This window comes from Brevundimonas sp. (genome assembly GCF_003248455.1).
Lineage (GTDB): Bacteria > Pseudomonadota > Alphaproteobacteria > Caulobacterales > Caulobacteraceae > Brevundimonas.
Map to the genome: position 1 here is coordinate 18,227 of NZ_QFNM01000008.1, position 22,234 is coordinate 40,460.

Consider the following 22,234-nt stretch of genomic DNA (forward strand, 5'->3'; position numbering starts at 1 on the left):
ACAATCACTAGCCAAAAGTTCGCCTCTAGATTGATGGCTGCGATGTGAGGGCTAAATGACTATGGCGATCGATGCTGCGAAAGTGGGTTCGGACCTGCGGGTAGCTTACAACAGCAAGGACAGCGCCCGCGTGCATGAGATTATCCGCCGGGCAGACGCCGCGATCGAAGCCGCAGGTGTGAGCGCTTCGGTGAAGGCTGGCTACTGGATGTCCGTCCGGCGCGAGTTTAACACCGGTCAACGGCTCGTTGAGAAGCAAGAAAACAGTGCGCTCATGGCGCTGATGCGTCAGATCGAAGCCGCGTTGGCCGATCGCGCATCGGAGGGCTAACCGTCATGCTCGATCCGATGTCGATCGCTAAGGCGGCAGCAGACGCAGCAGACAGGTCTGCGGCAGCCTCTGTCGTTTCGAGCGGCACCGCTGTGTTGGCGTTGCTTGTTTCTATCGGTGCTGGGTTGCTGCTTTGGGAACAGTTGAAAAGTGCGCGATGGCTCGCGCTCTTGTCGTTTGAACAAAGCATGCACGATCGCGCTCAGGCGTTTACGGTCATCGCTCAGCAACTTGCCGGCGGAAGCGCGCCAGCCGGCACTCAGGCAATCTATGATGCAGCGAAAGAAGCCTATTTCAACTCTGTCGATCGATTGGCATCGTCAATTTTGAACGGCCAGTTTCCTGAGAAGGAGATGAGGCAAGACTACCGGGACTACATCCAGAACATCGTTCGGGCGCACCCCAACGATTTCAACACGGGCACGTCCTACAGGAAGGTAGTTCGGCTTCATCAGAAGTGGCAAGATCAGTAACCGCTACTGCTAGGCTCGAACTTCCATCAGATCGCTCAGCCGGGTGGTGTAGCGCGGCGATCGGTTGTTGGCCCGCGTGCTCCATGCGGTGACCTTCGGCAGGCCGCCTGGGCGAACCGTCCCGCGTCCGAACCGCGCGTTCAGCGTGTCCAGCGCGGTCATCAGCTTCTCGGACTTCACCGGATCAACGGTCGGCAGAAGATCGCGAGGCGCCTCGGATGCCAGCACCAGGTCGGGCAGGATCACGCCGGCTTTTGCGTAGCGCAGCCCAGGCCGCCACATCGATCGGCCGGCGTTGATCGTGTGGCGGATCAGGGCGCGGCTGTCGGCCGTGGGCTCGATTTCGAAGGATCGCTGGGCGTTGTAGAATGGCTCGGGCGCATGCGGGCTGGTGTGGAAGAAGACCTGAAGCGCAGTTGCCTCCAGCCCGTGCTGGCGGGCCTTCTCGGCGGCTCGGCTGGAATACGCGGTCAGCGCCTCTCGCATGTCGTCCCAGGTCTCGACGGGACGCCCGAACATCCGGGTCACGCTGATTGTCTTTCGTTGGCCGGGCGCCAGGGTGAGGGGCATGCACGACACGCCGTTCAGTTCGGCATGGGTGCGCTGGCCTGTGACGGTCATCAGCTTGCGCACCGAGGCGGAGGGCAGGGCGGCGAACTGGGCAACGGTATGAATGCCGAGGTTGTTCAGTTTGGTTTGGCTGGCGCCGCCGACGCCCCAAATCTCGTCGATCGGCATGTCGTCGAAGGCCTTGCGCCGCAGGGCGTCGTCGGAGAAGTCAGCCACGCCGCCCAAGGCGGTGGTGGTTTTGGCGTATTTGTTGCCCAGCTTCGCCAGAGTCTTTGTCGGACCGATGCCGATGCACGTCGGGATCTTGGTGATCTGCCGGACCTGATCTCGCACCCGGCGGCAGTAATCGACGCGGCCGAAGGCCGTGAGGTCCAGGAACATCTCGTCGATCGAATAGGGCTCCACGCGCCGGAAGTGGGCGCTCAGCACCTCGAACACCCGGCGGCTCATGTCGCCGTAGAGGGCATAGTTGCTCGATTTTGCGATGACGCTGCGGAACTCAGGCCGGCGCTTCGACAGGTGCCAGACCTCGCCCATCTTGATCCCCAGCGCTTTGGCCTCCGGCGATCTGGCGATGGCGCACCCGTCGTTGTTCGACAGCACGATCACCGGCTTGCCGACCAGGGTCGGGTCGAAGGCCCGCTCGCACGAGACGTAGAAGTTGTTGCCGTCGATCAAACCGAACATCACACGTCGGTCCTGACTAGGGCGGCGATCATGGCCCAAACCTCGGTCTCTTCGGTCATCGGCTGGGCGGGCTGGTTCGCCGGCTCCAGCCACCAGGTGCCGTCTTTCTCGGTCAGGACGGCCAGGACGACATCGCCGTGAAGGAAGGCGACGCAGACCTTTCCGGTTCGGGGCTCGCCGGCGGTGTTCACGACCAGAATGTCGCCCGAATGGATGCCGCGCGACTTCAGTCCGTTACCCTTGACGCGGACGGCGTAACGTTGAGGTCGGCGCAGTTCCAGCAGGTCGGCCAGGTCCGGCACGGCCTCGACATGATCCTCCGCCGGCGACTGGAAGCCGGTGGTGTCGTCGCCCTGATATGCCCTCACGCCCATCCGTCCAGCGATGAGCACAAAAAGAGAACATGGCAAGCGGACATGCAAACGACCCCCGTTATGCACAGGGGCCGCTCGTCCGGCTTTGACGTGGGTCAGATTGCGGGTAACTGCTGCCCGCAGGCCTGGTAAACGCTTGCTATGGCGCGCGCGGCACCTACGCCAGAAAACGTGACCGTATCAACAGGTGCTGCTCCATCGACCCCGGCGATGCGCAGGGCTATCCGGTTGGCGCGCCTGGCTTGAGCTACAAAGGCGGCGACTTCATCAGGATGGAAAAGCCCTACGACCGATGATGTGGTTACCCAATGCGGCGTGGTGGGCTCAGCGCTATCGAAGCGTTGGATGACCGTAGTTTTGCTGCGGGTCATGCCGCGAGGCGTGGCAAGGGAAACATACACTTCGCGAGTGGCATAGTCGCATTTCACCATCAGCATGTAGCGCGAGTTGCCGTGCAATCGGCCGGAGTTTAAGGCCTCTTCACCGCTGATACTTCGGGTGATTTCCTCCCGGCTTTCAATCGATGCGGCACCGCGACGTGCATCAGTTATTGGATCGACCGCCGAGCGAAAAGACCAAGTGGACGTTTGTGCATTGGACGCACCCGCCGACATTGTAAGTGCCAAAGCCGCAGTGGCGATTAGTCGAAGCATCTAAGAGGTCTCTCCCGTGGGGCGTCGAAAGGACAGCAGTGCTATGGCCGCGTCAATATATGTTCTCGCGGCTTAGGCCGCTTCGAGAGCACGCGCGTCTACCGTCATCCGGCCGGCGAACAGACCGCTCATCATGATTTCAGCGCGGCCCTCGGCGGTGGCGGCGGACAGCAGACGGCCGATTTGGTCCTTGAAGGCGCCGCTGATCACGCGGACCTCGGCGCCCTCCACCAGCGGTCGGTTCTTCGGCGTGAAGTAGAACTCGCCGGCGTTCTCACGTGACCTGAGTTCATCGACGAAGTTCCATGCCGTGCCATTGACTGTCTTGGACCGGATCGGATGCGCTGCACCGCCTGGCGAGCGGATGATCCCGCGCACGGACTTCGAACGCAGCGTGTCGAAGATCGATCGGGTTTGGGTGCCGACGAACAGGAAGCCGGGCAGTAGGGGATGCTGAACGACGACTTTGCCTTTCCTGGTCCGCCGAAGGCGGGTCTCTTGTGGAAGGTAGGCTTCGAGCCCGTCCATCGCTTGAATGTCGGCGAGGGCGGCGAGTTCGCCTCGGGGCGTCGTTTGAACGACGAACCAGTTGGTGCTGTTCACGGTGGATTCTCCACGCCGCAGCGCCAGCGTATGACGCGCGGCGGCTCGACATGGAGCGCATTTCGGCGGCCAGATCGAGAGGGCGATTAGGTTGTGAGGGAAGCCCTAGACCTATCGAAAAACCATTGAATTGTCAGGAAATGCGACATGGCGGCCGAGCCCCAGAACTCTTTGAAACCCGGCCGTCAGCGCGGTGGTTAGGCGAAGATCGCGTCCACGGCGGCTTGGTCGAGATCGAACGGTCTACCCATTTGGTCCCAAGCTTCAAGCATTCGACGATAGCGTGAAAGGGCACCACTCCCATGGGAGTTCTTGGAAGGGGCGGACTCAGAGAAGTTGCCTTGGACATCCAAGACGAAGACCGAGAAGCCATAATGCGGCTCGTGGTTGCCGTCGAAGCCGGCGAACTTCGCGTAGCCCTTGGATGGCAAGGTGATGCCGCTCTGCTCGGCGTGGTGGAGGGCACGGTAGAGCGACAGAACGTCGAGGACTTCGGCAGTGACTTCTGGGTCAATGCCCTCTTCGTTGATCCCATTTATGAGGTCGGGATAATAGACTTCGTATCCGCCTTCGACGATCTGAATTTTCTCGTCGTATTGTTCGGCAGTGAGATCGCCCACCTCCAGTTCCTTCATGATCTGGAGCTGGTTGCGGAGAGCGAGGCGTTCAGCGAGCGTTAGTTTCATGTGGCGTTTCCTTCACCGGACCTAACGCCGGCGCGGTGACAGACCACAAAACGGGCGGTTGCGTAAGGCGCAGTCGTGACGCGGTGTGCGATGGATCGACAGGGCGTGAACCTATGCCTTAGATGGCGGATGGTTTCGTTTCGTCAGCAGCTTTTCGTCGTCGCATACACTGTGGCCCTCGTCGCCTTGCCGCTCGGGCTTTGGTTTCGCCCTGAGGTCAAAGACATGCCTGCCTGGGTCCAGGCTGTGGGCTCGATTGCTGCAATCCTAGCGGCGATCTGGATCGCTCAGTGGCAGGCCGGTCGCGAACGGCGCGACAGGTTGGAAGATCGGCGCGAACTTCGAAAGGCAGTCGCCGGACTGGCCCGTAGGATGGCCAACATCATCGCTGATCATGCGGAAACCCTTGTCACCAACCCTGAGTATGCAACCTACGAAGGTCTCAGTTGGGCCGATTTGTTGCTGATCGATGCAGCGCTCGAACGATTTGAACCCAGCGAGTTGGTATCGGCCGACGGTGTGCTTGCGATGGAGCGACTACGCCGAGATGCCAAGCATCTTAAGCATTGGGAGAAGATCGTCAGCGAAGTGACACGAGGGACCGATCAATATGACTACGACGTTGACGAAGCCATCTACCGGTGGCGCGATCGAGTTGAAGAAAGCGCCGCTGTTCTCGAAGGGCTTGCCCAGGCCTAGCCGAGTGAACCGTATCGCTATTGCAGGTGTAGGCACGAACATAGGCGGTGGATTTTGGCTCCAAAACGTGGACGCAATCGATGACCAATGACTGGCAGGAAGAAGCCTTCGCCAAATACGTCGAGCAACAAAAACGTCTCGACGCCCTTCAGCGACAGAGGCTCGCCGAACGAGGAGAGGTTTTAATCGAACTCGTCGGATCGGACGATGACGGCGCGCCGAGTGACCCGCAGTTCCAAGCGGAGCTTTCCCCCATGGCGGATACGTTGGGGGCTAACGGGGTCTCGTATTCGCAGACGATGATGACGTTCGACGCAGCCGATGGCTTGGGTCATTCGCTGCCAGAGTTCACGGTGCTTTTGAAGACCTTAGGCGCCCCCGCGATCGCCGCTGTGGCGGGGGTGGCTGGCACGTGGGTCGGCGGACGGTTGGGTCGGAAGGTTCGCCTGAAGATTGGTGATTTGGAAGCAGAGGGACGGTCGATTGAAGAGGTCCAGGCTCTGCTGATCCTAGCTACGGACTATGCTGCGGAGAAGGCAGCGGAGAAGGCAGCGGAGAAGGGTGAGGTAGCTGAAACATCGTCGAAAGAGACGGAAAAATAGGCTACATACAAACTGCACACATTTGACACGCGGGCAGCCAAATAATTCAATAAAAACAACGCCAGAAATTGGCGTGTAGGCGGCCCGTCGCCGCCTACCAAACAAAAAGGCCGCCGGATCGCTCCGGCGGCCTTCGTTTTTGGCGCTCTGGTCGCCGGTCAGAAGCGGAAGCTGGCCCGCAGCAGCAGCGAGTAGCGGACATAATCCTCAAGCAATTCGGCGTCGCCGGTCAGAGACAGCATCCCCAACTCGTTGCCGAAGTTCAGGCGGAAGCCCAGGATCGGCCCGCCCCCTTCGATGGCGTCCGGCGACAGGATGAAGTCCGGGCCGCCGCTGGCGAAACGGGCGATGGTCTCGCCCGCGTCCACCGAGATGTTCTGGCGATAGCCGACGCGCAGTTCGGGTCGGATCCAGCCGTTGCGGCCGAAGCCGTAGCCGATGTTCATCGCCGCCACAGCCGAGAAGATGTGGCTGTCGCGCGAATCGATGTCCAGATCGAAGCCGTCGCCGCCGCCGCTCTCGCTGCGCGAACCTTCCGACAGATGGAAGTATTCGCCGTACAGTTCGGGGCGAATGTTGAGCCGGCCGAAGTTGCGCTCGTACGAGGCGCCGCCCGCCACCGCGGCGGTCCAGCCGTGCCAGTCGGACTTGTTGTTCAGATAGACGCCGCTGGCGACCAGGGAGCGGTCGGCGTTGAAGCTGGCGTAGCCGCCCGCCGCGCGGGCCCAGGTTGTCCAGTACTGCCCCTGGGCCCGCCAGTAGAGGCCCAGTTCCAAAAGGTTGGCGGACAGGACCTCTTCGGCCTCGGCCTCCGGGTCCTTGATGTCGGACGAGGTGAAGGCGGCCGAAATGCCGATAGCGCCCAGGCCCGTGCCCTTTTCCACGCCGCCCGCGACGCCGAAGCCTTCCGAGCGGAAGCCGTAGGAATCGGTCTTGTCCTTGTCGGCGTAGAAGTTGATCTCCTGCACCCAGGCGCTGGTCTCGCCTGGGGCGGCGACGGCGTTGCGGCCGGTCAGGGCGCGGGTCACGGCGTCGACGCCGGCCGCCAGCGACATCAGCGGTCCCCCCGAATGGTCGGGCAGCATCTGCTCGTAGGCGTCGATGAAGCCGTCGCGCGTCGTCTGCGACAGGAACAGGTTGCGCACCGTCTCATTGTCGCCCAGGGCGGCGTAGACGGCGTCGTAGGCCGAGGCTTCGACGGGGATCAGATCGGCTTCGGCGGCCGAGCGGCGGCGCGCGTCGATATAGACGGTGTTGGCCGCCTGATCGACGCCGCCTTCGACCACATAGAGATAGGGGGAGCTGCCGCTGAGCAGGCTCTGGTCGATCTGGCCGACATTCAGCGAACCGGCGGTGATGATGTCGAACCGCTCGGGCCCCTCCAGCAGCGAGGCGAAGCGCACGCCCAGGGTCGAGCCGGTCGCCAGGGTGGCCGCGCCGCTGACGTTGAATCCGCCCGAGGCGCTGGTGGCCGGGTCAAGAGTGACCAGCAGCGTGCCTTCTGCCCCCACGTTCAGGCTGGTGACGCCGACCACGCCGGTCTGGGTCGCGTTCAGCGTGCCCTTGCCGATGTTGATGTCCAGCAGGCCGTCGGCGTTCTTGATAGCGCCGGTGACGACCGCTCCGCCGCTGATGTTCAGCTTGTCCGCCCCGGCGCCGAAATCGATGTCGCCATTCACGACGCCGTTCTCGATGTCGAGCGTATCGGCGCCCGAGCCCAGCTTGACGGCGCCGACGATGGCCGGCTCGCTTGCGTCTGGAACGCCGTCCTTGTCGGTGTCGGTCGCCGTGCTGTCCGAGGCCGCCGGTATGCCGTACTGACGCAGGGTCACGCCTGAGGTGTTGGCCGACAGGTCGATGGCCGTGACCGTGCCGTCCACGGCCGTCGCGTCGGTGCTGGTGGGCGTCAGGGAGCCGACAATGGACCCGGCGTTGTTCAGCTGGTTCAACGTCCCCGACTGATCGCGGATGACGACGGCCGAGCCGTGGTCGCCGCCGAAGGACGCCACCAGATTGCCGGTGTTGGTCAGGGAGCCGACATTGGCTCCGGCGCCGATCAGGATGCCGGTCGCGCTCTGGGTCTGGCCGCCCGAGGCCACGGCCTGGATGGCCCCCGAGTTGACGATGGCGGGGGCGGTGACGCCCGATCCGATCCAAAGGCCGGTGGCGTTGGCGTCAACGGCGGTGGAGGACACGCCGCCCTCGTTGCGCACGCCGCCGACGACGTTGACGGCCTGGCCGCCTGCGACGCCGAGTTGAACCGCACGGGATTCGACGCCGGAATAGAGGCCTGACGCCGTGATCGAGCCGCGGTTGATCAGGCCATAGGCCGCATCGCCCGAGCCCACGGCGCCCAGGGTCACGGCCTGGGTGGTCGATCCGACCAGCAGGGCCGGCGCGCCGCCCAGCGAGGTGATCGAGGCGGCCGTCTCGCTGGCGTCGGGGATGCCGTCGCCGTCCCGGTCGGAGTCGTCGCGGTTCTTGACGCCGTCGCCGTCGTCGTCCTCGTCGCCGTTCTTGACGCCATCGCCGTCGTCGTCGCCGTCGATGCCGGCGGCCGAATAGGCCAGGGCTTTATCGAACAGGACGCCGCCCGCCACATTGGCGCCCACGCGGACCGCCGGTCCGCCCTGAAGCAGGTCGTCGTCGGCGTCCAACTCGTCCAGGAACAGGGTCGTGGCGTTGTCGTAGGAGCCCGTGGCGGGGCGCGCCGGCGGCGGGGTGGTGTAGCGATAACCGGTGGCGACCACCGACGAATGGATTTTCAGCGCGCCGCCCACGTCGCCTTCGATGGAGACGCCGCTCGCATTGGCGCCCAGGGCCGAGATGGTGCCGGCCAGATCGACGTTTCCGGTGATCGGACCCGTCGTGCGAATGGCCGCAGCGTTGTCGCCGGTGGCGCGGATCGTGCCCAGGCTCTGCAACTTGCCGTTCAGGCCCGTCTCGACCGCCAGGCCGTAGGAGTTGGCGCCCTCGACCGTGATCGCGCCGGTGCTTTCGACCAGGACGTCGCCGGTGAAGGGCGAGGGGCCCGCGACGCGTACGCCGTACCGCCCCGTGCCGGTCGCGAACGGACCGTCCAGGTCGCCGTCGCCGTCGGTATCCTTGACGTCGGCCGTTTCCTGGGCGTCGTTGACGGTGATCGAGCCGCCGACGATGACCGATCCCGTATTGCCGCCGTTGACCAGCAGGCCGGTCGAGCCGTCGGCCGACTTGTCCATCGTGATCGAACCGCCGCTGTCCAGATCCACCGTGTGGTTGGAGTCCAGCGTCACGGCGGCGCCCGAGGCCACGGCGACGCTGCCGCCGCTGGCGATGCGGATGTTGTCCGGGCCCGTGCCGGTCGCGTTCGACGTCTGGATCGGGGTCGTGCGGGCGGTTGAGACGACGATCTCGGCCTGAGACCCGGTGGCGACCATCAGAGGGGCGATCGCCACGGCGGTCGCGAGCAGAATACGCATTCGGTAGAAACCCCTGGTGGTCACGCACAACGGTACAGGCGACCCCTTAGCAGGGTCCGCGCCAGCCTTCCTCAAGTTTATCGAATTTGAGGCGAATGCAAGGCCGCGGGAGCCGACGGGCCCGTCTATGACGCGACTGGCGTTCTGCGAAACGCAAGCTTTACGGCGAATACGGAGGGATTTGGCCCGGCCGCTCTTGAGCTTTGCCACGACCGGGTTTACGGGCGTCGCACGGTCTTGCGCCGCGTCCACAACGACGCATCCAACGAACCCCTCCGGCGTTCGACAGCCCAGACCAGACGAGAACGCCCCATGAGCATGACCGACCTCGACGTCCAGGAAAGCGAACTCCGACTGATTCCGGGGCTGGACGTGGAAGTCGCCGATACGCTGCGGGCGCTGAAAGCCGCGGCGATGGACGAGCGGCCGCGCCTGGTGGACACCACCATGCTGTTCGCGCCCCGTTCGGGCGGGGTGAAACGGTATCTCCTCTCCAAGAAGGCCTGGATCGAGGCCAACCGGCCGGGCGTCAGCCATTCGCTGATCGTGCCCGGCGCGCGGCACAAGGCCGGGGCCGACGGCGTCGTGCGATTGCGCGCGACCAAGCTGCCGTTCGGCGACGGTTATCGCTGGCCCACCTCCGTCAAGCGCTGGAGCGCCTGGGTCGCGGCCATGAAGCCGTCGATCATCGAGGCCGGCGACCCCTATACGCCGGGGCAGGGCGCCTTGGAGGCCGGCCAGAGGGTGGGATGCCCCGTCGTCGGCTTCTGCCATTCGGACCCGGCGGGCCTGGCCGCCCTGCACTTCGGCGAATGGGCCAAGAAGCCGGTCGAGAAACGCTGGGCGCGCCTGTTTTCGCAATTCGACCGCGTCGTGTCGCCCAGCCGCTTCATCGCGCGGCGGCTGGAAGAGGCGGGCGTCGACAATATCGTGATCCGGCCCCTGGGCGTGGAGATCGACACCTTCCGGCCCGAGCGCCGCGACCGACAATGGCTGCTGGACCGGCTGGGTCTGGACCAGGACGCGCGCCTGTTGTGTTTCGCCGGGCGCCCGGCCAAGGAGAAGAACGTCGACGTGCTGATCGAGGCGGTCCAGAAGCTGGGTGCGCCCTATCACCTGGTGCTGGTCGGCGCCGGGTCGGGCATGCCGGACGAGGACCGGGTGATCTCCCTGCCTTACGAGACCGATCCCCGCGCCGTGGCCAAGATCATCGCCAGCTGCGACGCCTTCGTCCACGCCAACGACAAGGAGCCGTTCGGCCTGATCGTACTGGAGGCCATGGCCTGCGGCCGGCCGGTCGTGGGCGTCAACGCCGGCGGCGTGGCGGAGACGGTGGACGAGACGGTCGGCCAGCTGGCGGCGCGGGCCGAGGCGGCGGACTACGCCGAGGCGGTCCAGGCCCTGTTCGCGCGCGACATCGAAGCCATCGGCCGGGCGGCGCGCGAGAAGGCCGTCAGCCAGTTCGCCTGGACCCGGGTGTTCGAGGATCTGTGCAATGTCTATGGCGAATTGACGGGCGAGGCCGCCTTCATGAGCGCCGACGCGGAACTGCATCTGCACTGAGCGCGGGCGGCCAGGCATGCGCCGCCCGAGCCGGCGGGCGCGCCACTTCTTCTAGCGATGTCTGGAAAAGAAGTGGCGCGAGTGACGGGGCTCGAACCCGCGACCTCCGGCGTGACAGGCCGGCACTCTAACCAACTGAGCTACACCCGCGTACCTGCGACGAAACTTTTGAGCTGTTTCGAAAGCCTTGTGGGAAGGCGGCGTGCGCCACTCTTTCTATTCCTAGAGAGAGTGGCGCGAGTGACGGGGCTCGAACCCGCGACCTCCGGCGTGACAGGCCGGCACTCTAACCAACTGAGCTACACCCGCGTTTCCCGGCCGAAGCAGCTGTGCGCCCCGGCGAGGGGCGTCGTTTAGGCGGCCCGACCCAGCGCGTCAAGCGACCTTTTCGGAGAAACGCGCCGCTCAACGCGACGGCGCTGTGGACGGGCCGACGATCGCCGCCTGGGGCGGGCTGTGCGGCCCGGCGACGCCGCCTGCGGCAGGCTCCTGCGCGGCGACGGCGGGGGCGGGCGGATCGTAGTGAACCCCCACGCCCGGTCCCAACGGCAGGTCGAAGGCGACCCAGGCGGCCACCATCGCCAGGCCGGCGACCAGGAACGCCCCGGCATAGGGCAGCATGGTCGCCATCAGCGATCCCAGGCCGAATCGCGGGTCCCACCGCTGGGCGAAGGTCAGGATCAGCGGGAAATAGCTCATCAGCGGCGTGGCGATGTTGGTGACGGAATCGCCCATCCGATAGGCGGCGGTCGTCATCTCGGGCGAAATCCCCAGCAGCATGAACATCGGCACCACGATCGGCGCCAGGGCCGACCATTTGGCCGAGGCCGAGCCGATGAACAGATCGAAGAAGCAGGAGACGAAGACCACGCAGATCAGGAGCAGCGGGGCGGGGAGGGCGATGCTCTTCAGTCCCGCCGCCGCGTTCACCGCCAGGATCGGTCCCAGGCCCGACCAGTTGAACATGGCCACGAAATGGGCGGCGAAGAAGGCCAGCACGATATAGGGCGCCAGCTGGGCGACGCCGTCGCGCATCATGGCCACCAGATCGCGGTGCGACTTGATCGCGCCCGACCCCGCCCCATAGGCCCCGCCCGCAACGAAGAAGGTGACGGCGAAGAAGGCGACCAATGAGCGATAAAGCGGATTGAAGCGCTGCTCCGGGTCGGCCTCGGGGTCCACGAACGGAGAGCCGGGCAGGAAGGTGATCAGGGTCCAGAGCGCGAGCATGCCCAGCACCGCCAGGGCGGCGAAGCCCAGGCCGCGCTTCTCGGCCGATGTCAGGGGCTGTCTCTCGCTGGCGGCGGGCGCGGCCACGCCCTCTGCAGGCTTCCAGACGCCCAGGCGCGGCTCGATGACCCGGTCGGTCAGAAACCAGACGATGGGGGTGAAGACGAAGACGACGCCGACGATGAAGAACCAGTTGCCGGCGATGTTGACCGAATAGGACGGGTCGATAAGGCGGGCCGCGGGCTCGGTGATGCCCAGGATCAGGGCGTCGCTGGCCCCCGGAAACAGATTGCCGGCATATCCGCCGGAAACGGCGGCGAAGCCGGCCGCCAGGCCGGCCAGCGGATGACGCCCGGCCGCGGCGAAGATCACCGCCGCCAGCGGAATGACCACGACATAGGAGGCGTCCGATGCGTGATGCGACACCATCCCGGTGATCACCACGATCGGCGTCAGTATGGCGCGCGGCGCATTCAGCAGGGCGCCGCGGATGGCGGTGGCGAACAGGCCGGTGCGCTCGGCGACTGAGGCGCCGTAGATGATGGTGATGACGATCCCCAGCGGCGGAAAGTCGGCCAGGGTGCGCGGCATGCCGATGATCAGCCGCTCAAGATTCTCGCCCGACAGCAGGCTTTGCGCCGCCAGACGGTCGCCCGTCACGGGATTGACGGCCGACCAGCCCAGGCCCGCCCCAACCATGCTGAGCACGATCAACCCGCCGATCAGCCAGAGAAACAGGAAGACCGGATCGGGCAGGCGATTGCCGATCCGTTCCACGGCGTTCAAGGCGCGGCTGGCGACGCTCATTCGGATGACTTTCGGTTACGCGGGAGAAGCCGCCATAGGGCTTCGGCGGCGCATGAGGCGCAAGCATCGGGCCTGCGACATATGGCGCACGAAGTTGCGATCCATTCTCAATGAAAACCCAATGCGCGCAGGGGTTTGAACGGCGACGTTGTTGGGTCTAAGAAGCGCCGAATCCCGCCTCTCCCCGGCGGACGAGGTTCTTCGAATGAACGCATTTCTTCTAGAATATCTGCCCGTGCTGGTGTTCGCCGGCGTCGCGGCCGTGGTCGGCATTCTCTTCATCGTCCTGCCGCTGTTGCTGGCGCCGAAGAACCCCGATTCCGAAAAGCTCTCGGCCTATGAGTGCGGCTTCAACGCCTTCGACGATGCGCGGATGAAGTTCGACATCCGCTTCTATCTGGTGTCGATCCTGTTCATCATCTTCGACCTGGAAGTGGCCTTCCTGTTCCCTTGGGCGGTGTCGATGTTCGATCTGTCGCACGCTGGAATGGTGTTCGCCTTCTGGTCGATGATGGTCTTTTTGGGCGTGCTGACCATCGGCTTCATCTACGAATGGAAGAAGGGAGCCCTGGAATGGGAGTAGTCGCCGCTTCCAAGCCTGCGGGCCTGGTCTCCGCCTCGGGCGCGCCGCTGGTTGCGGCTGGCGCCGGCGCGCGTTCGACCGTCGAGGGCTACGACCCCAAGGTCCACGACAAATTCTTCGAGGCCGTGAACATGGAGTTGGGCGAGCGGGGCTATCTGGTCGCCGCCGCCGACGACGTCATTAACTGGGCCCGCACCGGCTCCCTGATGTGGATGACCTTCGGCCTGGCCTGCTGCGCCGTCGAGATGATCCAGATGTCGATGCCGCGTTTCGACGTCGAACGCTTCGGCATGGCGCCGCGCGCCAGCCCGCGCCAGTCGGACCTGATGATCGTCGCCGGCACCCTGACCAACAAGATGGCCCCCGCCATCCGCAAGGTCTACGACCAGATGCCCGATCCGCGCTACGTCGTGTCGATGGGCAGCTGCGCCAACGGCGGCGGCTACTATCACTATAGTTACAGCGTCGTGCGCGGCTGCGACCGGGTCGTGCCGGTGGACGTCTATGTGCCCGGCTGCCCGCCGACGGCCGAGGCGCTGCTGTACGGCCTGCTGCAGCTTCAGAAGAAGATCCGTCGCACGGGGACGATCGACCGATGACCTCCCTTGCTGTCCAGGCCCGACAGGAGGCCTTTCTGACGCCGCTGGGCGCCGAGATGGTCGGCGCGCTTTCGGGCGAAGGCTGGGGCGTCGAGGCCCAGGTGGCCTATGGCGAACTGACCCTGGTCGCGCCGCGCGAGCGGATCGTCGAGGTGATGACCGCCCTGCGCGACCAATTCGGCTTCCAGCAGTTGCTGGACCTCTGCGGGGCCGACTACCCGGATCGCAAGGAGCGGTTCGAGGTGGTCTATCATCTGCTGTCGCTGACCCGGAACGCGCGCCTGCGCGTCAAGGTGTCGACCGACGAGGTTCAGCCCGTGCCGTCGATCATCGCCGTCTATCCGGCCGCAAACTGGTTCGAACGCGAAGCCTACGACATGTTCGGCATGCTGTTCTCGGGACACCCCGACCTGCGCCGCCTGCTGACGGACTATGGTTTCGAGGGGCATCCGCTCCGCAAGGACTTCCCCATGACGGGCTATGTCGAGGTCCGCTACGACGAGGAACAGCGCCGCGTGGTCTATGAGCCGGTCAAGCTGACGCAGGAGTTCCGCACGTTCGACTTCCTGTCGCCGTGGGAAGGCGCCGACTATCCCGCGCCGGTCCTGCCGGGCGACGAAAAGGCGGGAGGCCAGGCGTGATGGCCGATACGACCCATACCCTGCCGCCGCTCGGCGTCGATGTGTTCGAGGACGACCTGGACACCCGCACCGCCCATGCGCGCGAGATGGAAGACCGCAAGTTCACCATCAACTTCGGCCCGCAGCACCCGGCGGCGCACGGCGTGTTGCGCCTGGTGCTGGAGTTGGACGGCGAGATCGTCGAGCGCGTCGATCCGCACATCGGCCTGCTGCACCGCGGCACCGAAAAGCTGATGGAGGCCCGCACCTACCTTCAGAACGTACCGTACCTTGATCGTCTGGACTATGTCTCGCCGATGAACCAGGAGCACGCCTTCTGCCTGGCCGTCGAGAAGCTGCTGGGCGTCGAGGTTCCGTACCGGGCGCAGCTGATCCGCGTCCTCTATTCGGAAATCGGCCGCATCCTGTCGCACATGCTGAACGTGACGACCCAGGCCATGGACGTCGGCGCCCTGACGCCGCCGCTCTGGGGCTTCGAGGAACGCGAAAAGCTGATGGTGTTCTACGAGCGCGCCTGCGGCGCCCGTCTGCACGCCAACTACTTCCGTCCGGGCGGCGTCCACCAGGACCTGCCGATGGACCTGATCGACGACATCGGCCGCTGGTGCCAGGAGTTCCCGCCGGCGCTGAAGGACATCGAAAGCCTGGTCACGGAAAACCGCATCTTCAAGCAGCGCAACGTCGATATCGGCGTGGTGTCGAAGGAGAACGCCCTGGCCTGGGGCTTCACCGGCGTCATGCTACGCGGCTCGGACATCGCCTGGGACCTGCGCAAGTCGCAGCCTTACGAATGTTACGCCGACCTGGACTTCGACGTGGTCGTCGGCAAGAACGGCGATTGCTGGGACCGCTATCTGGTCCGCATCGAAGAGATGAAGCAGTCGACGCGGATCATGGAGCAGTGCATCCACAAGCTGCGCAACTGCCCTGGCGAGCCGGTCCTGGTCGAGAACAACAAGATCGTTCCGCCGCGCCGTGGCGAGATGAAGCGGTCGATGGAATCGCTGATCCATCACTTCAAACTCTACACCGAAGGCTTCTCGACGCCCGAGGGCGAAGTCTATGCCTCGGTCGAGGCGCCCAAGGGCGAGTTCGGCGTCTATCTGGTGTCGGACGGGACCAACAAACCCTATCGCGTGAAGATTTCGGCGCCGGGCTTCCGCTCGCTGCAGGCGATGGACTGGATGAACCGCGGCCACCAGTTGGCGGACGTGTCCGCCATCCTCGGCTCGCTCGACATCGTTTTCGGAGAAGTGGACCGATGAGCGTTCGTCGTCTCGCCAAGGATCAGCCTGACTCGTTCGCCTTTTCGGCGGACACGATGGCCAAGGCCGAATGGTGGATCAAGAAATACCCGGAAAGCCGCCGTCAGTCGGCGGTGATCCCGATCCTGTGGCTGGTGCAGAAGCAGGAAGGTTGGGTGTCGGAGCCCGCCATCCGCGCCGTCGGCGACCTGTTGGGCATGGCCTACATCCGGGTGCTGGAAGTCGCGACCTTCTACACCATGTTCATGCTGGAGCCGGTCGGCAAGACCGCGCTGATCCAGGTGTGCGGCACCACGCCCTGCATGCTGCGCGGCGCCAACGAGCTGATGCGCGTCTGCAAGGAGAAGATCGGTCCCAAGGATCATCTTTCCGCCGACGGCCGCTTCACCTGGCAGGAAGTCGAGTGCCTGGGCGCTTGTTCGAACGCCCCGATGGCCCAGATCAACGACTACTATTTCGAGGACCTGACGCCCGAGAGCATCGGCCGGATCATCGACGACTTCGCCGCCGGCAAGTCGCCAGAGCGGGGCTCCTACGCCGGGCGCACCAATGCGGCGCCGGCAGGCGGGGCCAAGACCCTGCTGGACCCGAAACTGTACGACGGTTCGGCCGCCGCGCCGATAGCCAAGCTTCCCAACAGCGATCCGGCCCCGGCCGAGAAGGCGCCCGCCTGATGCCCGCGCCCGATCTGAACACCGAGGCGGGGCGCGCGGCCTATCGCAAGGAACTGCGCGGCGTCGGGCGCCCGTTGCGGGCAGGCGGGCTGGCGATGGTGGTCGGCGCGGCCGTGCTGATCCTGATCTCGCGTCAGGGCACGGTGGGCGCCTGGGCGGTCAACGTCTCCTACTTCATGCTCGCGGCCGGCTGGGCGATGGTCATCGCCGCCATCTGGATGCGCACCCGCCACCACAAGCGCCGTCTGGCGGAAGGACTCTGAGGGCCATGGTCGGCATTCTCGAAGACAAGGACCGGATCTTCACCAACCTGTACGGCTTCCACGACTGGACGCTGGACGGGGCGAGGAACCGCGGCGCCTGGAACGCCACCAAGGACATGCTGGACCTTGGCCGCGACTGGATCATCAACAACGTCAAGGCCTCGGGTCTGCGCGGCCGGGGCGGCGCCGGCTTCTCGACCGGCCTGAAGTGGTCGTTCATGCCCAAGGAGGTGAAGGATCGCCCTCACTACCTGGTCGTCAACGCCGACGAATCCGAACCCGCGACCTGCAAAGACCGGGAGATCATGCGCCACGATCCGCATCTGCTGATCGAGGGCTGCCTGATCGCCAGCTTCGCGATGCAGGCCCATGCCTGCTACATCTATCTGCGCGGCGAATACGTGCTGGAGCGCGAGCGGATGGAAGCCGCCGTCAAGCAGGCCTACGAGGCCCGGCTGATCGGCAAGGACAACGTCCACGGCTGGGACTTCGACGTCTATATCCACCACGGCGGCGGCGCCTATATCTGCGGTGAAGAGACGGCGCTTCTGGAGTCCCTGGAAGGCAAGAAGGGCCAGCCGCGCCTGAAGCCGCCGTTCCCGGCCGGCGCGGGCCTGTACGGCTGCCCGACCACGGTGAACAACGTCGAGTCGATCGCGGTCGTGGGCACGATCCTGCGTCGCGGCGCCGACTGGTTCGCCAGCTTCGGCCGTCCGAACAACACCGGCACCAAGCTGATGTCCCTGTCGGGGCACGTGAACACGCCCTGCGTGGTGGAGGAGACCATGTCGATCCCCCTGCGTCAGCTGATCGAAGATCACGGCGGCGGCGTACGCGGCGGCTGGGGCAATCTGAAGGCCATCATTCCCGGCGGCGCGTCCTGCCCGGTCATCACGCGCGAACAGGCCGAGACGGTCCTGATGGACTTCGACTCCATGCGCGAGGTCCGCTCGTCGCTGGGCACGGCCGGCGTGACCGTCATGGACGAATCCACCGACATCGTGAAGGCGATCGCCCGCATCAGCTACTTCTTCAAGCACGAGAGCTGCGGCCAGTGCACGCCGTGCCGCGAAGGCACCGGCTGGATGTGGCGCGTGCTGGAGCGGATGGCCGTGGGCGAGGCCGATCCATCGGAAATCGATCTGCTGCTGGACGTCGCCGGCCAGGTCGAGGGCCACACCATCTGCGCCCTGGGCGACGCCGCCGCCTGGCCCGTTCAGGGCCTGATCCGTCACTTCCGTCACGAGATCGAAGACCGGATCGCCAACTATCGCAGCCGCCGCGCGAACTTCGCCGGCCACGCCATCGCCGCGGAGTAGGGATGCGCCTTTCGCCCGCCATCGTGATCGGAGCCTTCGCTCTCGCCGCCTGCGGCGAGCGTGAAACTGCGCCCACGCCCGCGGAAAAGGGTTCGGCCGAGGTCGCGACGTCGAACGCGGTTCAGGCGGCGCCCGAGGTTCTGGCCGCCGGCGAACTGCGCCGCGTGTGCCAGGCCGGTCTGGCCCGGATTCATGGCCAGGAGCCGGGGGCCATAACGGTCGAGAGCGTTCAGAACGGCGTGGTTCGTGCGTCCTGGCGCGCGCCGGTCGACGGCGGGCGGATGCGCGCCGACTGCCGCGTGGACAACGATCTGATCGTATGGAAGCCGCTCGATCTGCCCGATGAAACGCTCGTTCGCTGGATGAACCAGTCGGGCGACCCGGTGATCCGCTACGTCCTGGACGGCGACACGATCACCATCACACAGACGCTCCCTGACGGGACGACGGACCGCGCCGATCTGGCCGTTCCCGCTGAAGAAGAGGCCCGCTGATGCCAGTCGCCAAGGTCAACGGCGTCGAAACCGAGTTCGAGCCCGGCATGACCGTGCTCCAGGTCGCCGAACGCGCGGGGCAGGAAATCCCGCGTTTCTGCTACCACGAACGCCTGTCCATCGCCGGCAACTGCCGCATGTGCCTGGTCGAAGTGAAGCCTGGACCGCCAAAGCCCCAGGCCTCGTGCGCCCTGCCGGCCGCCGACGGCCAGGAAATCTTCACCGACACGCCGATGGTCAGGAAGGCCCGCGAAGGGGTGATGGAATTCCTGCTCATCAACCACCCGCTGGACTGCCCGATCTGCGACCAGGGCGGCGAGTGCGACCTGCAGGACCAGTCGGTCGGCTACGGCCGCGACGGTTCGCGCTATTCGGAGAACAAGCGCGCGGTCGAAGAAAAGAACATGGGTCCGACGGTCAAGACCTTCATGACCCGCTGCATCCAATGCACGCGCTGCGTCCGGTTCATCACCGAGGTCGCCGGCGTGCCGGACATCGGCATGATCTCGCGCGGCGAGGACGCCGAGATCACGACCTATCTGGAAAAGAACATCGACTCGGAACTGTCGGGCAACGTCAACGACCTGTGCCCGGTCGGCGCCCTGACGCACCGTCCGTGGCAGTACCACTATCGTCCGTGGGAACTGAAGAAGACCGAGACCATCGACGTCATGGACGCCCTGGGCTCGAACATCCGCGCCGACTATCGCGGGTCCGAAGTCATGCGCGTGCTGCCGCGCGTGAACGAGGGGATCAACGAGGAGTGGCTGTCGGACAAGAGCCGCTATGTCGTCGACGGCCTGACCGCGCGCCGCCTGGACCGGCCGTGGATCCGCGAGAACGGCCGCCTGCGCGCCGCAACCTGGAACGAGGCGCTGGACGCCGTCGCCGCCAAGATCAAGGCTGCGCCGGCCGACCGTATCGGCGCGATCGCGGGCGACCTGCAGGACGCCGAGTCGATGAAGGCGGCGCTGGACCTGTTCCGCGCCCTGGGCTCGAACAACACCGATTGCCGCCAGGACGGCGCCGCCTTGGGTTACGGCCCGCGCGAGGGCTGGCTGTTCAACTCCGGCCTCGAAGGCATTGAGAAGGCTGACGCCGTCCTGATCGTCGGCGCCAATCCGCGCACCGAGGCGCCATTGCTGAACGCCCGTCTGCGCAAGGCCTGGCTGAAGGGCGGGATGGAAATCGGCGTCATCGGCGAACAGGCCGATCTGACGTTCGACTACGTCTATCTGGGCGCCGGTTCGCAGACCCTGGCCAAGCTGCCCAAGTCGGCGTTGGACTTCCTGACCAAGGCCGAGCGTCCGGCGATCGTCGTCGGCGCCGGCGCGCTGGGCGGTGAGGGCGGCTCGGCCGTCCTGAACGCCCTGGGCGCCCTGGCCAGGAAGGTCGGCGTCGTGACCGACGGCTGGAACGGCTTCAACGTCCTGCATCACGCCGCGGCTCGCGTGGGCGGTCTGGACATGGGCTTCGTGCCGGCGGACGGCGGCCTCACGGTCTCTGAGATGCTGAAGCCCGATGCGCTGGACGTTCTGTTCCTGCTGGGCGCGGACGAAGTCGATCCGACCGGTTCGAACGCCTTCCGCGTCTATCTGGGCAGCCATGGCGACCGCGGCGCGCACGGCGCCGACGTCATCCTGCCGGGCGCGGCCTACACCGAGAAGTCGGGGCTTTACGTCAACACCGAAGGCCGTGTGCAGATGGCCGAACGGGTCGTCTTCCCCAAGGGCGAGGCCAAGGAAGACTGGGCCGTCATCCGGGCCCTGTCGGCCCGGGTCGATCGGACGCTGCCTTACGACACCCTGGAGCAGCTGCGCGCCAAGCTGATGGGCGACCATCCGACGTTCGGCCGGATCGACTATCTGCCGGCGCCGACGATGTTCGATGTGGCGTCGCTGGGCGTCGAGGGCGACCTGGGCGACCGCGCCTTCGTCTCGGTCGTGGCCGACCCCTATCTTTCCAACCCGATCGCGCGCGCCAGCGCGACGATGGCCGAGCTGTCCGCCCTGCGGACCCAGCCGGTCGCAATGGCGGCGGAGTAAGCCATGGACCCCGTTTCCTTCTGGGCCACGCCGCTGGGCTGGACGCTGATCACGGTCGGTCAGGTCCTGCTGATCACGGTCGGCGTGCTGATCGCCGTCGCCTTCCTGCTGCTGGCCGACCGCAAGGTCTGGGCCGGCGTGCAGATGCGCAAGGGGCCGAACGTTGTCGGTCCCTTCGGCCTGCTTCAGTCCTTTGCGGACATGATCAAGTTCGTGCTGAAGGAGGTCGTGATCCCGGCCGGTGCGGACAAGGCGGTCTTCATCATCGCCCCGATCATCACCGTCATCCTGGCCTTCATGGCGTGGGCGGTCATTCCGTTCGCCCCCGGCTGGGTGGTGTCGGACCTGAACGTCGGCATCCTGTATATCTTCGCGGTGTCGTCGCTCGGCGTTTACGGCATCATCATGGGCGGCTGGGCTTCGAACTCGAAGTATCCGTTCCTGGGATCGCTGCGTTCGGCGGCGCAGATGGTGTCGTATGAAGTCTCGCTGGGCCTGATCATCATCAATGTGATCCTGCTGGCCGGCACCATGAACCTGTCGGCCATCGTCGACAGTCAGAAGGGGATGTTCTGGAACTGGTACGGGTTCGGCGGCGGCGCCGACACCTGGCCGCTGGTCGTGATCCTGTTCCCGATGTCGATCATCTTCTTCATCTCGGCCCTGGCCGAGACCAACCGCCCGCCGTTCGACCTGCCCGAGGCCGAGTCCGAACTGGTCGCCGGCTATCAGGTCGAATACAGCTCGACGCCGTATCTGCTGTTCATGATGGGCGAATACGTCAACATCGTCTTCATGTCGGCGATGATCAGCCTGCTGTTCTTCGGGGGCTGGAATCCCGGCGTGCCGCAGGCCTGGATGGATGGGCTGCCGGCCTGGATCGCCTATACGGTCTATCTGCTGACCTTCATGGCCAAGACGGTCTTCTGGTTCGTCATGATCTCGATGGTGAAGGCCTTCGTGCCGCGCTATCGCTATGACCAGCTGATGCGTCTGGGGTGGAAGATCTTCCTGCCGACGTCGCTGGTCGCGGTCGTCATCGTCTCGGCCTGGCGCGTGTTCGTGGTGGGGTCGTGATGGTCGCGCCGAAGACGCCTGCTCTCAAGGATAAGTGCTGATGTTCACCCGTATCGTCCAGGCGACCAAGGGCGCGATGATGCTGGACGTCATCGGCGCCATCGGCCTGTCGCTGAAATATATGGCGCGGCCCAAGATGACCGTGAACTATCCGTTCGAGCGCAATCCGCAGTCGCCGCGCTTCCGGGGCGAGCACGCGCTGCGCCGCTATGCGAACGGCGAGGAACGCTGCATCGCCTGCAAGCTGTGCGAAGCCATCTGCCCGGCCCAGGCCATCACCATCGAGGCCGAACCGCGCGCCGACGGCAGCCGCCGCACGACCCGCTACGACATCGACATGGTCAAATGCATCTACTGCGGCCTGTGCCAGGAGGCCTGCCCGGTGGACGCCATCGTGGAGGGGCCGAACTCCGAATTCGCCGTCGAGACGCGCGAGGAGCTGCTCTACGACAAGCAACGCCTGCTCGACAACGGCGACCGCTGGGAACGGCAGATCGCCAAGAATCTGGAACTCGACGCGCCTTACCGCTAAGGC

General features: G+C 65.2%; 23 protein-coding genes and 2 tRNA genes. 16 read left to right on the forward strand and 9 right to left on the reverse strand.

Annotated elements, in window-relative coordinates:
• The first annotated feature begins 55 nt into the window (after positions 1–55).
• Together DI624_RS04640 and DI624_RS04645 are read left to right on the forward strand one after the other, a co-directional pair.
• A complete protein-coding gene (locus DI624_RS04640) occupies positions 56–331 on the forward strand; it encodes a hypothetical protein (RefSeq protein WP_291536315.1) in 276 nt (91 codons plus the stop codon).
• Between the two features lie 5 nt (positions 332–336).
• A complete protein-coding gene (locus tag DI624_RS04645) occupies positions 337–804 on the forward strand; it encodes a hypothetical protein (RefSeq protein WP_291536316.1) in 468 nt (155 codons plus the stop codon).
• A 9-nt stretch (positions 805–813) separates the two neighbouring features.
• Here DI624_RS04645 and DI624_RS04650 read toward each other — a convergent pair whose 3' ends face one another.
• From DI624_RS04650 to DI624_RS04670, 5 genes are all read right to left on the reverse strand, one after another.
• Positions 814–2,061, reverse strand: coding sequence for a Y-family DNA polymerase (locus DI624_RS04650; protein ID WP_291536317.1), 1,248 nt, complete (start codon positions 2,059–2,061; stop codon positions 814–816).
• A complete protein-coding gene (locus DI624_RS04655; protein WP_291536318.1) occupies positions 2,061–2,429 on the reverse strand; it encodes a LexA family transcriptional regulator in 369 nt (122 codons plus the stop codon). Before DI624_RS04655 ends, DI624_RS04650 begins: the two co-directional genes overlap by 1 nt.
• Positions 2,430–2,530: 101 nt before the next feature.
• Entirely contained in the window at positions 2,531–3,088 is a 558-nt protein-coding gene (locus DI624_RS04660) for a hypothetical protein (RefSeq protein WP_291536319.1), read from the reverse strand.
• 72 nt (positions 3,089–3,160) lie between these two features.
• A complete protein-coding gene (locus tag DI624_RS04665; RefSeq protein ID WP_291536320.1) occupies positions 3,161–3,691 on the reverse strand; it encodes a transcription termination/antitermination NusG family protein in 531 nt (176 codons plus the stop codon).
• A gap of 197 nt (positions 3,692–3,888) precedes the next feature.
• A complete protein-coding gene (locus tag DI624_RS04670; protein WP_291536321.1) occupies positions 3,889–4,377 on the reverse strand; it encodes a YfbU family protein in 489 nt (162 codons plus the stop codon).
• 129 nt (positions 4,378–4,506) lie between these two features.
• Between DI624_RS04670 and DI624_RS04675 the strand changes: the two genes are divergently transcribed.
• Positions 4,507–5,076: a hypothetical protein gene (locus tag DI624_RS04675; RefSeq protein WP_291536322.1), complete on the forward strand. Its 570-nt coding sequence runs from the start codon at positions 4,507–4,509 to the stop codon at positions 5,074–5,076.
• Between the two features lie 80 nt (positions 5,077–5,156).
• Positions 5,157–5,678, forward strand: a complete 522-nt coding sequence (locus tag DI624_RS04680; protein WP_291536323.1) for a hypothetical protein — start codon at positions 5,157–5,159, stop codon at positions 5,676–5,678.
• 158 nt (positions 5,679–5,836) lie between these two features.
• Here the strand turns inward: DI624_RS04680 and DI624_RS04685 are convergent, their stop codons facing one another.
• Entirely contained in the window at positions 5,837–9,139 is a 3,303-nt protein-coding gene (locus tag DI624_RS04685; protein ID WP_291536324.1) for an autotransporter outer membrane beta-barrel domain-containing protein, read from the reverse strand.
• 312 nt (positions 9,140–9,451) lie between these two features.
• Here DI624_RS04685 and DI624_RS04690 point away from each other — a divergent pair, with 312 nt between their 5' ends.
• A complete protein-coding gene (locus DI624_RS04690; RefSeq protein WP_291536325.1) occupies positions 9,452–10,702 on the forward strand; it encodes a glycosyltransferase in 1,251 nt (416 codons plus the stop codon).
• A gap of 73 nt (positions 10,703–10,775) precedes the next feature.
• On the opposite strand, the gene DI624_RS04695 is transcribed toward DI624_RS04690, so the two are convergent.
• The 3 genes from DI624_RS04695 to DI624_RS04705 all read right to left on the reverse strand — a co-directional run bounded on the left by DI624_RS04695 (position 10,776) and on the right by DI624_RS04705 (position 12,739).
• A tRNA-Asp gene (locus DI624_RS04695) sits at positions 10,776–10,852 on the reverse strand.
• Between the two features lie 82 nt (positions 10,853–10,934).
• Positions 10,935–11,011: transfer RNA gene (locus DI624_RS04700), tRNA-Asp, on the reverse strand.
• A 96-nt stretch (positions 11,012–11,107) separates the two neighbouring features.
• The gene (locus DI624_RS04705) at positions 11,108–12,739 is read right to left on the reverse strand and encodes an AbgT family transporter (RefSeq protein ID WP_291536326.1); all 1,632 of its coding nucleotides are present in this window, start codon (positions 12,737–12,739) and stop codon (positions 11,108–11,110) included.
• Between the two features lie 205 nt (positions 12,740–12,944).
• Here DI624_RS04705 and DI624_RS04710 point away from each other — a divergent pair, with 205 nt between their 5' ends.
• The 11 genes from DI624_RS04710 to nuoI all read left to right on the forward strand — a co-directional run bounded on the left by DI624_RS04710 (position 12,945) and on the right by nuoI (position 22,231).
• Positions 12,945–13,322, forward strand: coding sequence for an NADH-quinone oxidoreductase subunit A (locus tag DI624_RS04710; RefSeq protein WP_291536328.1), 378 nt, complete (start codon positions 12,945–12,947; stop codon positions 13,320–13,322).
• Positions 13,292–13,921 carry an NADH-quinone oxidoreductase subunit B family protein gene (locus DI624_RS04715; RefSeq protein ID WP_150823956.1) on the forward strand — a complete coding sequence of 210 codons (630 nt, stop codon included), beginning with the start codon at positions 13,292–13,294 and terminating at the stop codon, positions 13,919–13,921. The genes DI624_RS04710 and DI624_RS04715 overlap by 31 nt, the downstream gene beginning before the upstream one ends.
• A 56-nt stretch (positions 13,922–13,977) precedes the next feature.
• Positions 13,978–14,562, forward strand: coding sequence for an NADH-quinone oxidoreductase subunit C (locus DI624_RS04720; protein ID WP_291536377.1), 585 nt, complete (start codon positions 13,978–13,980; stop codon positions 14,560–14,562).
• Positions 14,563–14,648: 86 nt separating this feature from the next.
• Positions 14,649–15,827 (forward strand): NADH-quinone oxidoreductase subunit D, encoded by a 1,179-nt coding sequence (locus DI624_RS04725; protein WP_291536379.1) that lies wholly within the window; start codon positions 14,649–14,651, stop codon positions 15,825–15,827.
• Positions 15,824–16,501 (forward strand): NADH-quinone oxidoreductase subunit NuoE, encoded by a 678-nt coding sequence (nuoE, locus tag DI624_RS04730; RefSeq protein WP_291536329.1) that lies wholly within the window; start codon positions 15,824–15,826, stop codon positions 16,499–16,501. The genes DI624_RS04725 and nuoE overlap by 4 nt, the downstream gene beginning before the upstream one ends.
• Positions 16,501–16,764, forward strand: coding sequence for a hypothetical protein (locus DI624_RS04735; RefSeq protein ID WP_150823953.1), 264 nt, complete (start codon positions 16,501–16,503; stop codon positions 16,762–16,764). Before nuoE ends, DI624_RS04735 begins: the two co-directional genes overlap by 1 nt.
• A gap of 5 nt (positions 16,765–16,769) precedes the next feature.
• A complete protein-coding gene (gene nuoF, locus DI624_RS04740) occupies positions 16,770–18,083 on the forward strand; it encodes an NADH-quinone oxidoreductase subunit NuoF (protein WP_150823952.1) in 1,314 nt (437 codons plus the stop codon).
• Between the two features lie 2 nt (positions 18,084–18,085).
• Positions 18,086–18,577, forward strand: a complete 492-nt coding sequence (locus tag DI624_RS04745) for a hypothetical protein (protein ID WP_291536332.1) — start codon at positions 18,086–18,088, stop codon at positions 18,575–18,577.
• A complete protein-coding gene (gene nuoG / locus DI624_RS04750) occupies positions 18,577–20,622 on the forward strand; it encodes an NADH-quinone oxidoreductase subunit NuoG (RefSeq protein ID WP_291536334.1) in 2,046 nt (681 codons plus the stop codon). The genes DI624_RS04745 and nuoG overlap by 1 nt, the downstream gene beginning before the upstream one ends.
• Before the next feature lie 3 nt (positions 20,623–20,625).
• A complete protein-coding gene (gene nuoH / locus DI624_RS04755) occupies positions 20,626–21,699 on the forward strand; it encodes an NADH-quinone oxidoreductase subunit NuoH (RefSeq protein ID WP_291536335.1) in 1,074 nt (357 codons plus the stop codon).
• A 40-nt stretch (positions 21,700–21,739) separates the two neighbouring features.
• Entirely contained in the window at positions 21,740–22,231 is a 492-nt protein-coding gene (gene nuoI, locus DI624_RS04760; protein WP_017503987.1) for an NADH-quinone oxidoreductase subunit NuoI, read from the forward strand.
• The last annotated feature ends 3 nt before the right edge of the window (positions 22,232–22,234 follow it).

What these genes read in the sequence shown, in the direction of transcription:
- nuoF (WP_150823952.1), top strand. Translation starts at nt 16,770, where the DNA reads ATGGTCGGCATTCTCGAAGACAAGGACCGGATCTTCACCAACCTGTAC.
- DI624_RS04680 (WP_291536323.1), top strand. Translation starts at nt 5,157, where the DNA reads ATGACCAATGACTGGCAGGAAGAAGCCTTCGCCAAATACGTCGAGCAA.
- nuoI (WP_017503987.1), top strand. Translation starts at nt 21,740, where the DNA reads ATGTTCACCCGTATCGTCCAGGCGACCAAGGGCGCGATGATGCTGGAC.
- nuoE (WP_291536329.1), top strand. Translation starts at nt 15,824, where the DNA reads ATGAGCGTTCGTCGTCTCGCCAAGGATCAGCCTGACTCGTTCGCCTTT.
- DI624_RS04645 (WP_291536316.1), top strand. Translation starts at nt 337, where the DNA reads ATGCTCGATCCGATGTCGATCGCTAAGGCGGCAGCAGACGCAGCAGAC.
- nuoG (WP_291536334.1), top strand. Translation starts at nt 18,577, where the DNA reads ATGCCAGTCGCCAAGGTCAACGGCGTCGAAACCGAGTTCGAGCCCGGC.
- DI624_RS04670 (WP_291536321.1), bottom strand. Translation starts at nt 4,377, where the DNA reads ATGAAACTAACGCTCGCTGAACGCCTCGCTCTCCGCAACCAGCTCCAG.
- DI624_RS04650 (WP_291536317.1), bottom strand. Translation starts at nt 2,061, where the DNA reads ATGTTCGGTTTGATCGACGGCAACAACTTCTACGTCTCGTGCGAGCGG.
- DI624_RS04660 (WP_291536319.1), bottom strand. Translation starts at nt 3,088, where the DNA reads ATGCTTCGACTAATCGCCACTGCGGCTTTGGCACTTACAATGTCGGCG.
- DI624_RS04675 (WP_291536322.1), top strand. Translation starts at nt 4,507, where the DNA reads ATGGTTTCGTTTCGTCAGCAGCTTTTCGTCGTCGCATACACTGTGGCC.
- nuoH (WP_291536335.1), top strand. Translation starts at nt 20,626, where the DNA reads ATGGACCCCGTTTCCTTCTGGGCCACGCCGCTGGGCTGGACGCTGATC.
- DI624_RS04685 (WP_291536324.1), bottom strand. Translation starts at nt 9,139, where the DNA reads ATGCGTATTCTGCTCGCGACCGCCGTGGCGATCGCCCCTCTGATGGTC.
- DI624_RS04715 (WP_150823956.1), top strand. Translation starts at nt 13,292, where the DNA reads ATGGAAGAAGGGAGCCCTGGAATGGGAGTAGTCGCCGCTTCCAAGCCT.
- DI624_RS04720 (WP_291536377.1), top strand. Translation starts at nt 13,978, where the DNA reads ATGGTCGGCGCGCTTTCGGGCGAAGGCTGGGGCGTCGAGGCCCAGGTG.
- DI624_RS04725 (WP_291536379.1), top strand. Translation starts at nt 14,649, where the DNA reads ATGGAAGACCGCAAGTTCACCATCAACTTCGGCCCGCAGCACCCGGCG.
- DI624_RS04705 (WP_291536326.1), bottom strand. Translation starts at nt 12,739, where the DNA reads ATGAGCGTCGCCAGCCGCGCCTTGAACGCCGTGGAACGGATCGGCAAT.
- DI624_RS04690 (WP_291536325.1), top strand. Translation starts at nt 9,452, where the DNA reads ATGAGCATGACCGACCTCGACGTCCAGGAAAGCGAACTCCGACTGATT.
- DI624_RS04745 (WP_291536332.1), top strand. Translation starts at nt 18,086, where the DNA reads ATGCGCCTTTCGCCCGCCATCGTGATCGGAGCCTTCGCTCTCGCCGCC.
- DI624_RS04640 (WP_291536315.1), top strand. Translation starts at nt 56, where the DNA reads ATGACTATGGCGATCGATGCTGCGAAAGTGGGTTCGGACCTGCGGGTA.
- DI624_RS04735 (WP_150823953.1), top strand. Translation starts at nt 16,501, where the DNA reads ATGCCCGCGCCCGATCTGAACACCGAGGCGGGGCGCGCGGCCTATCGC.
- DI624_RS04710 (WP_291536328.1), top strand. Translation starts at nt 12,945, where the DNA reads ATGAACGCATTTCTTCTAGAATATCTGCCCGTGCTGGTGTTCGCCGGC.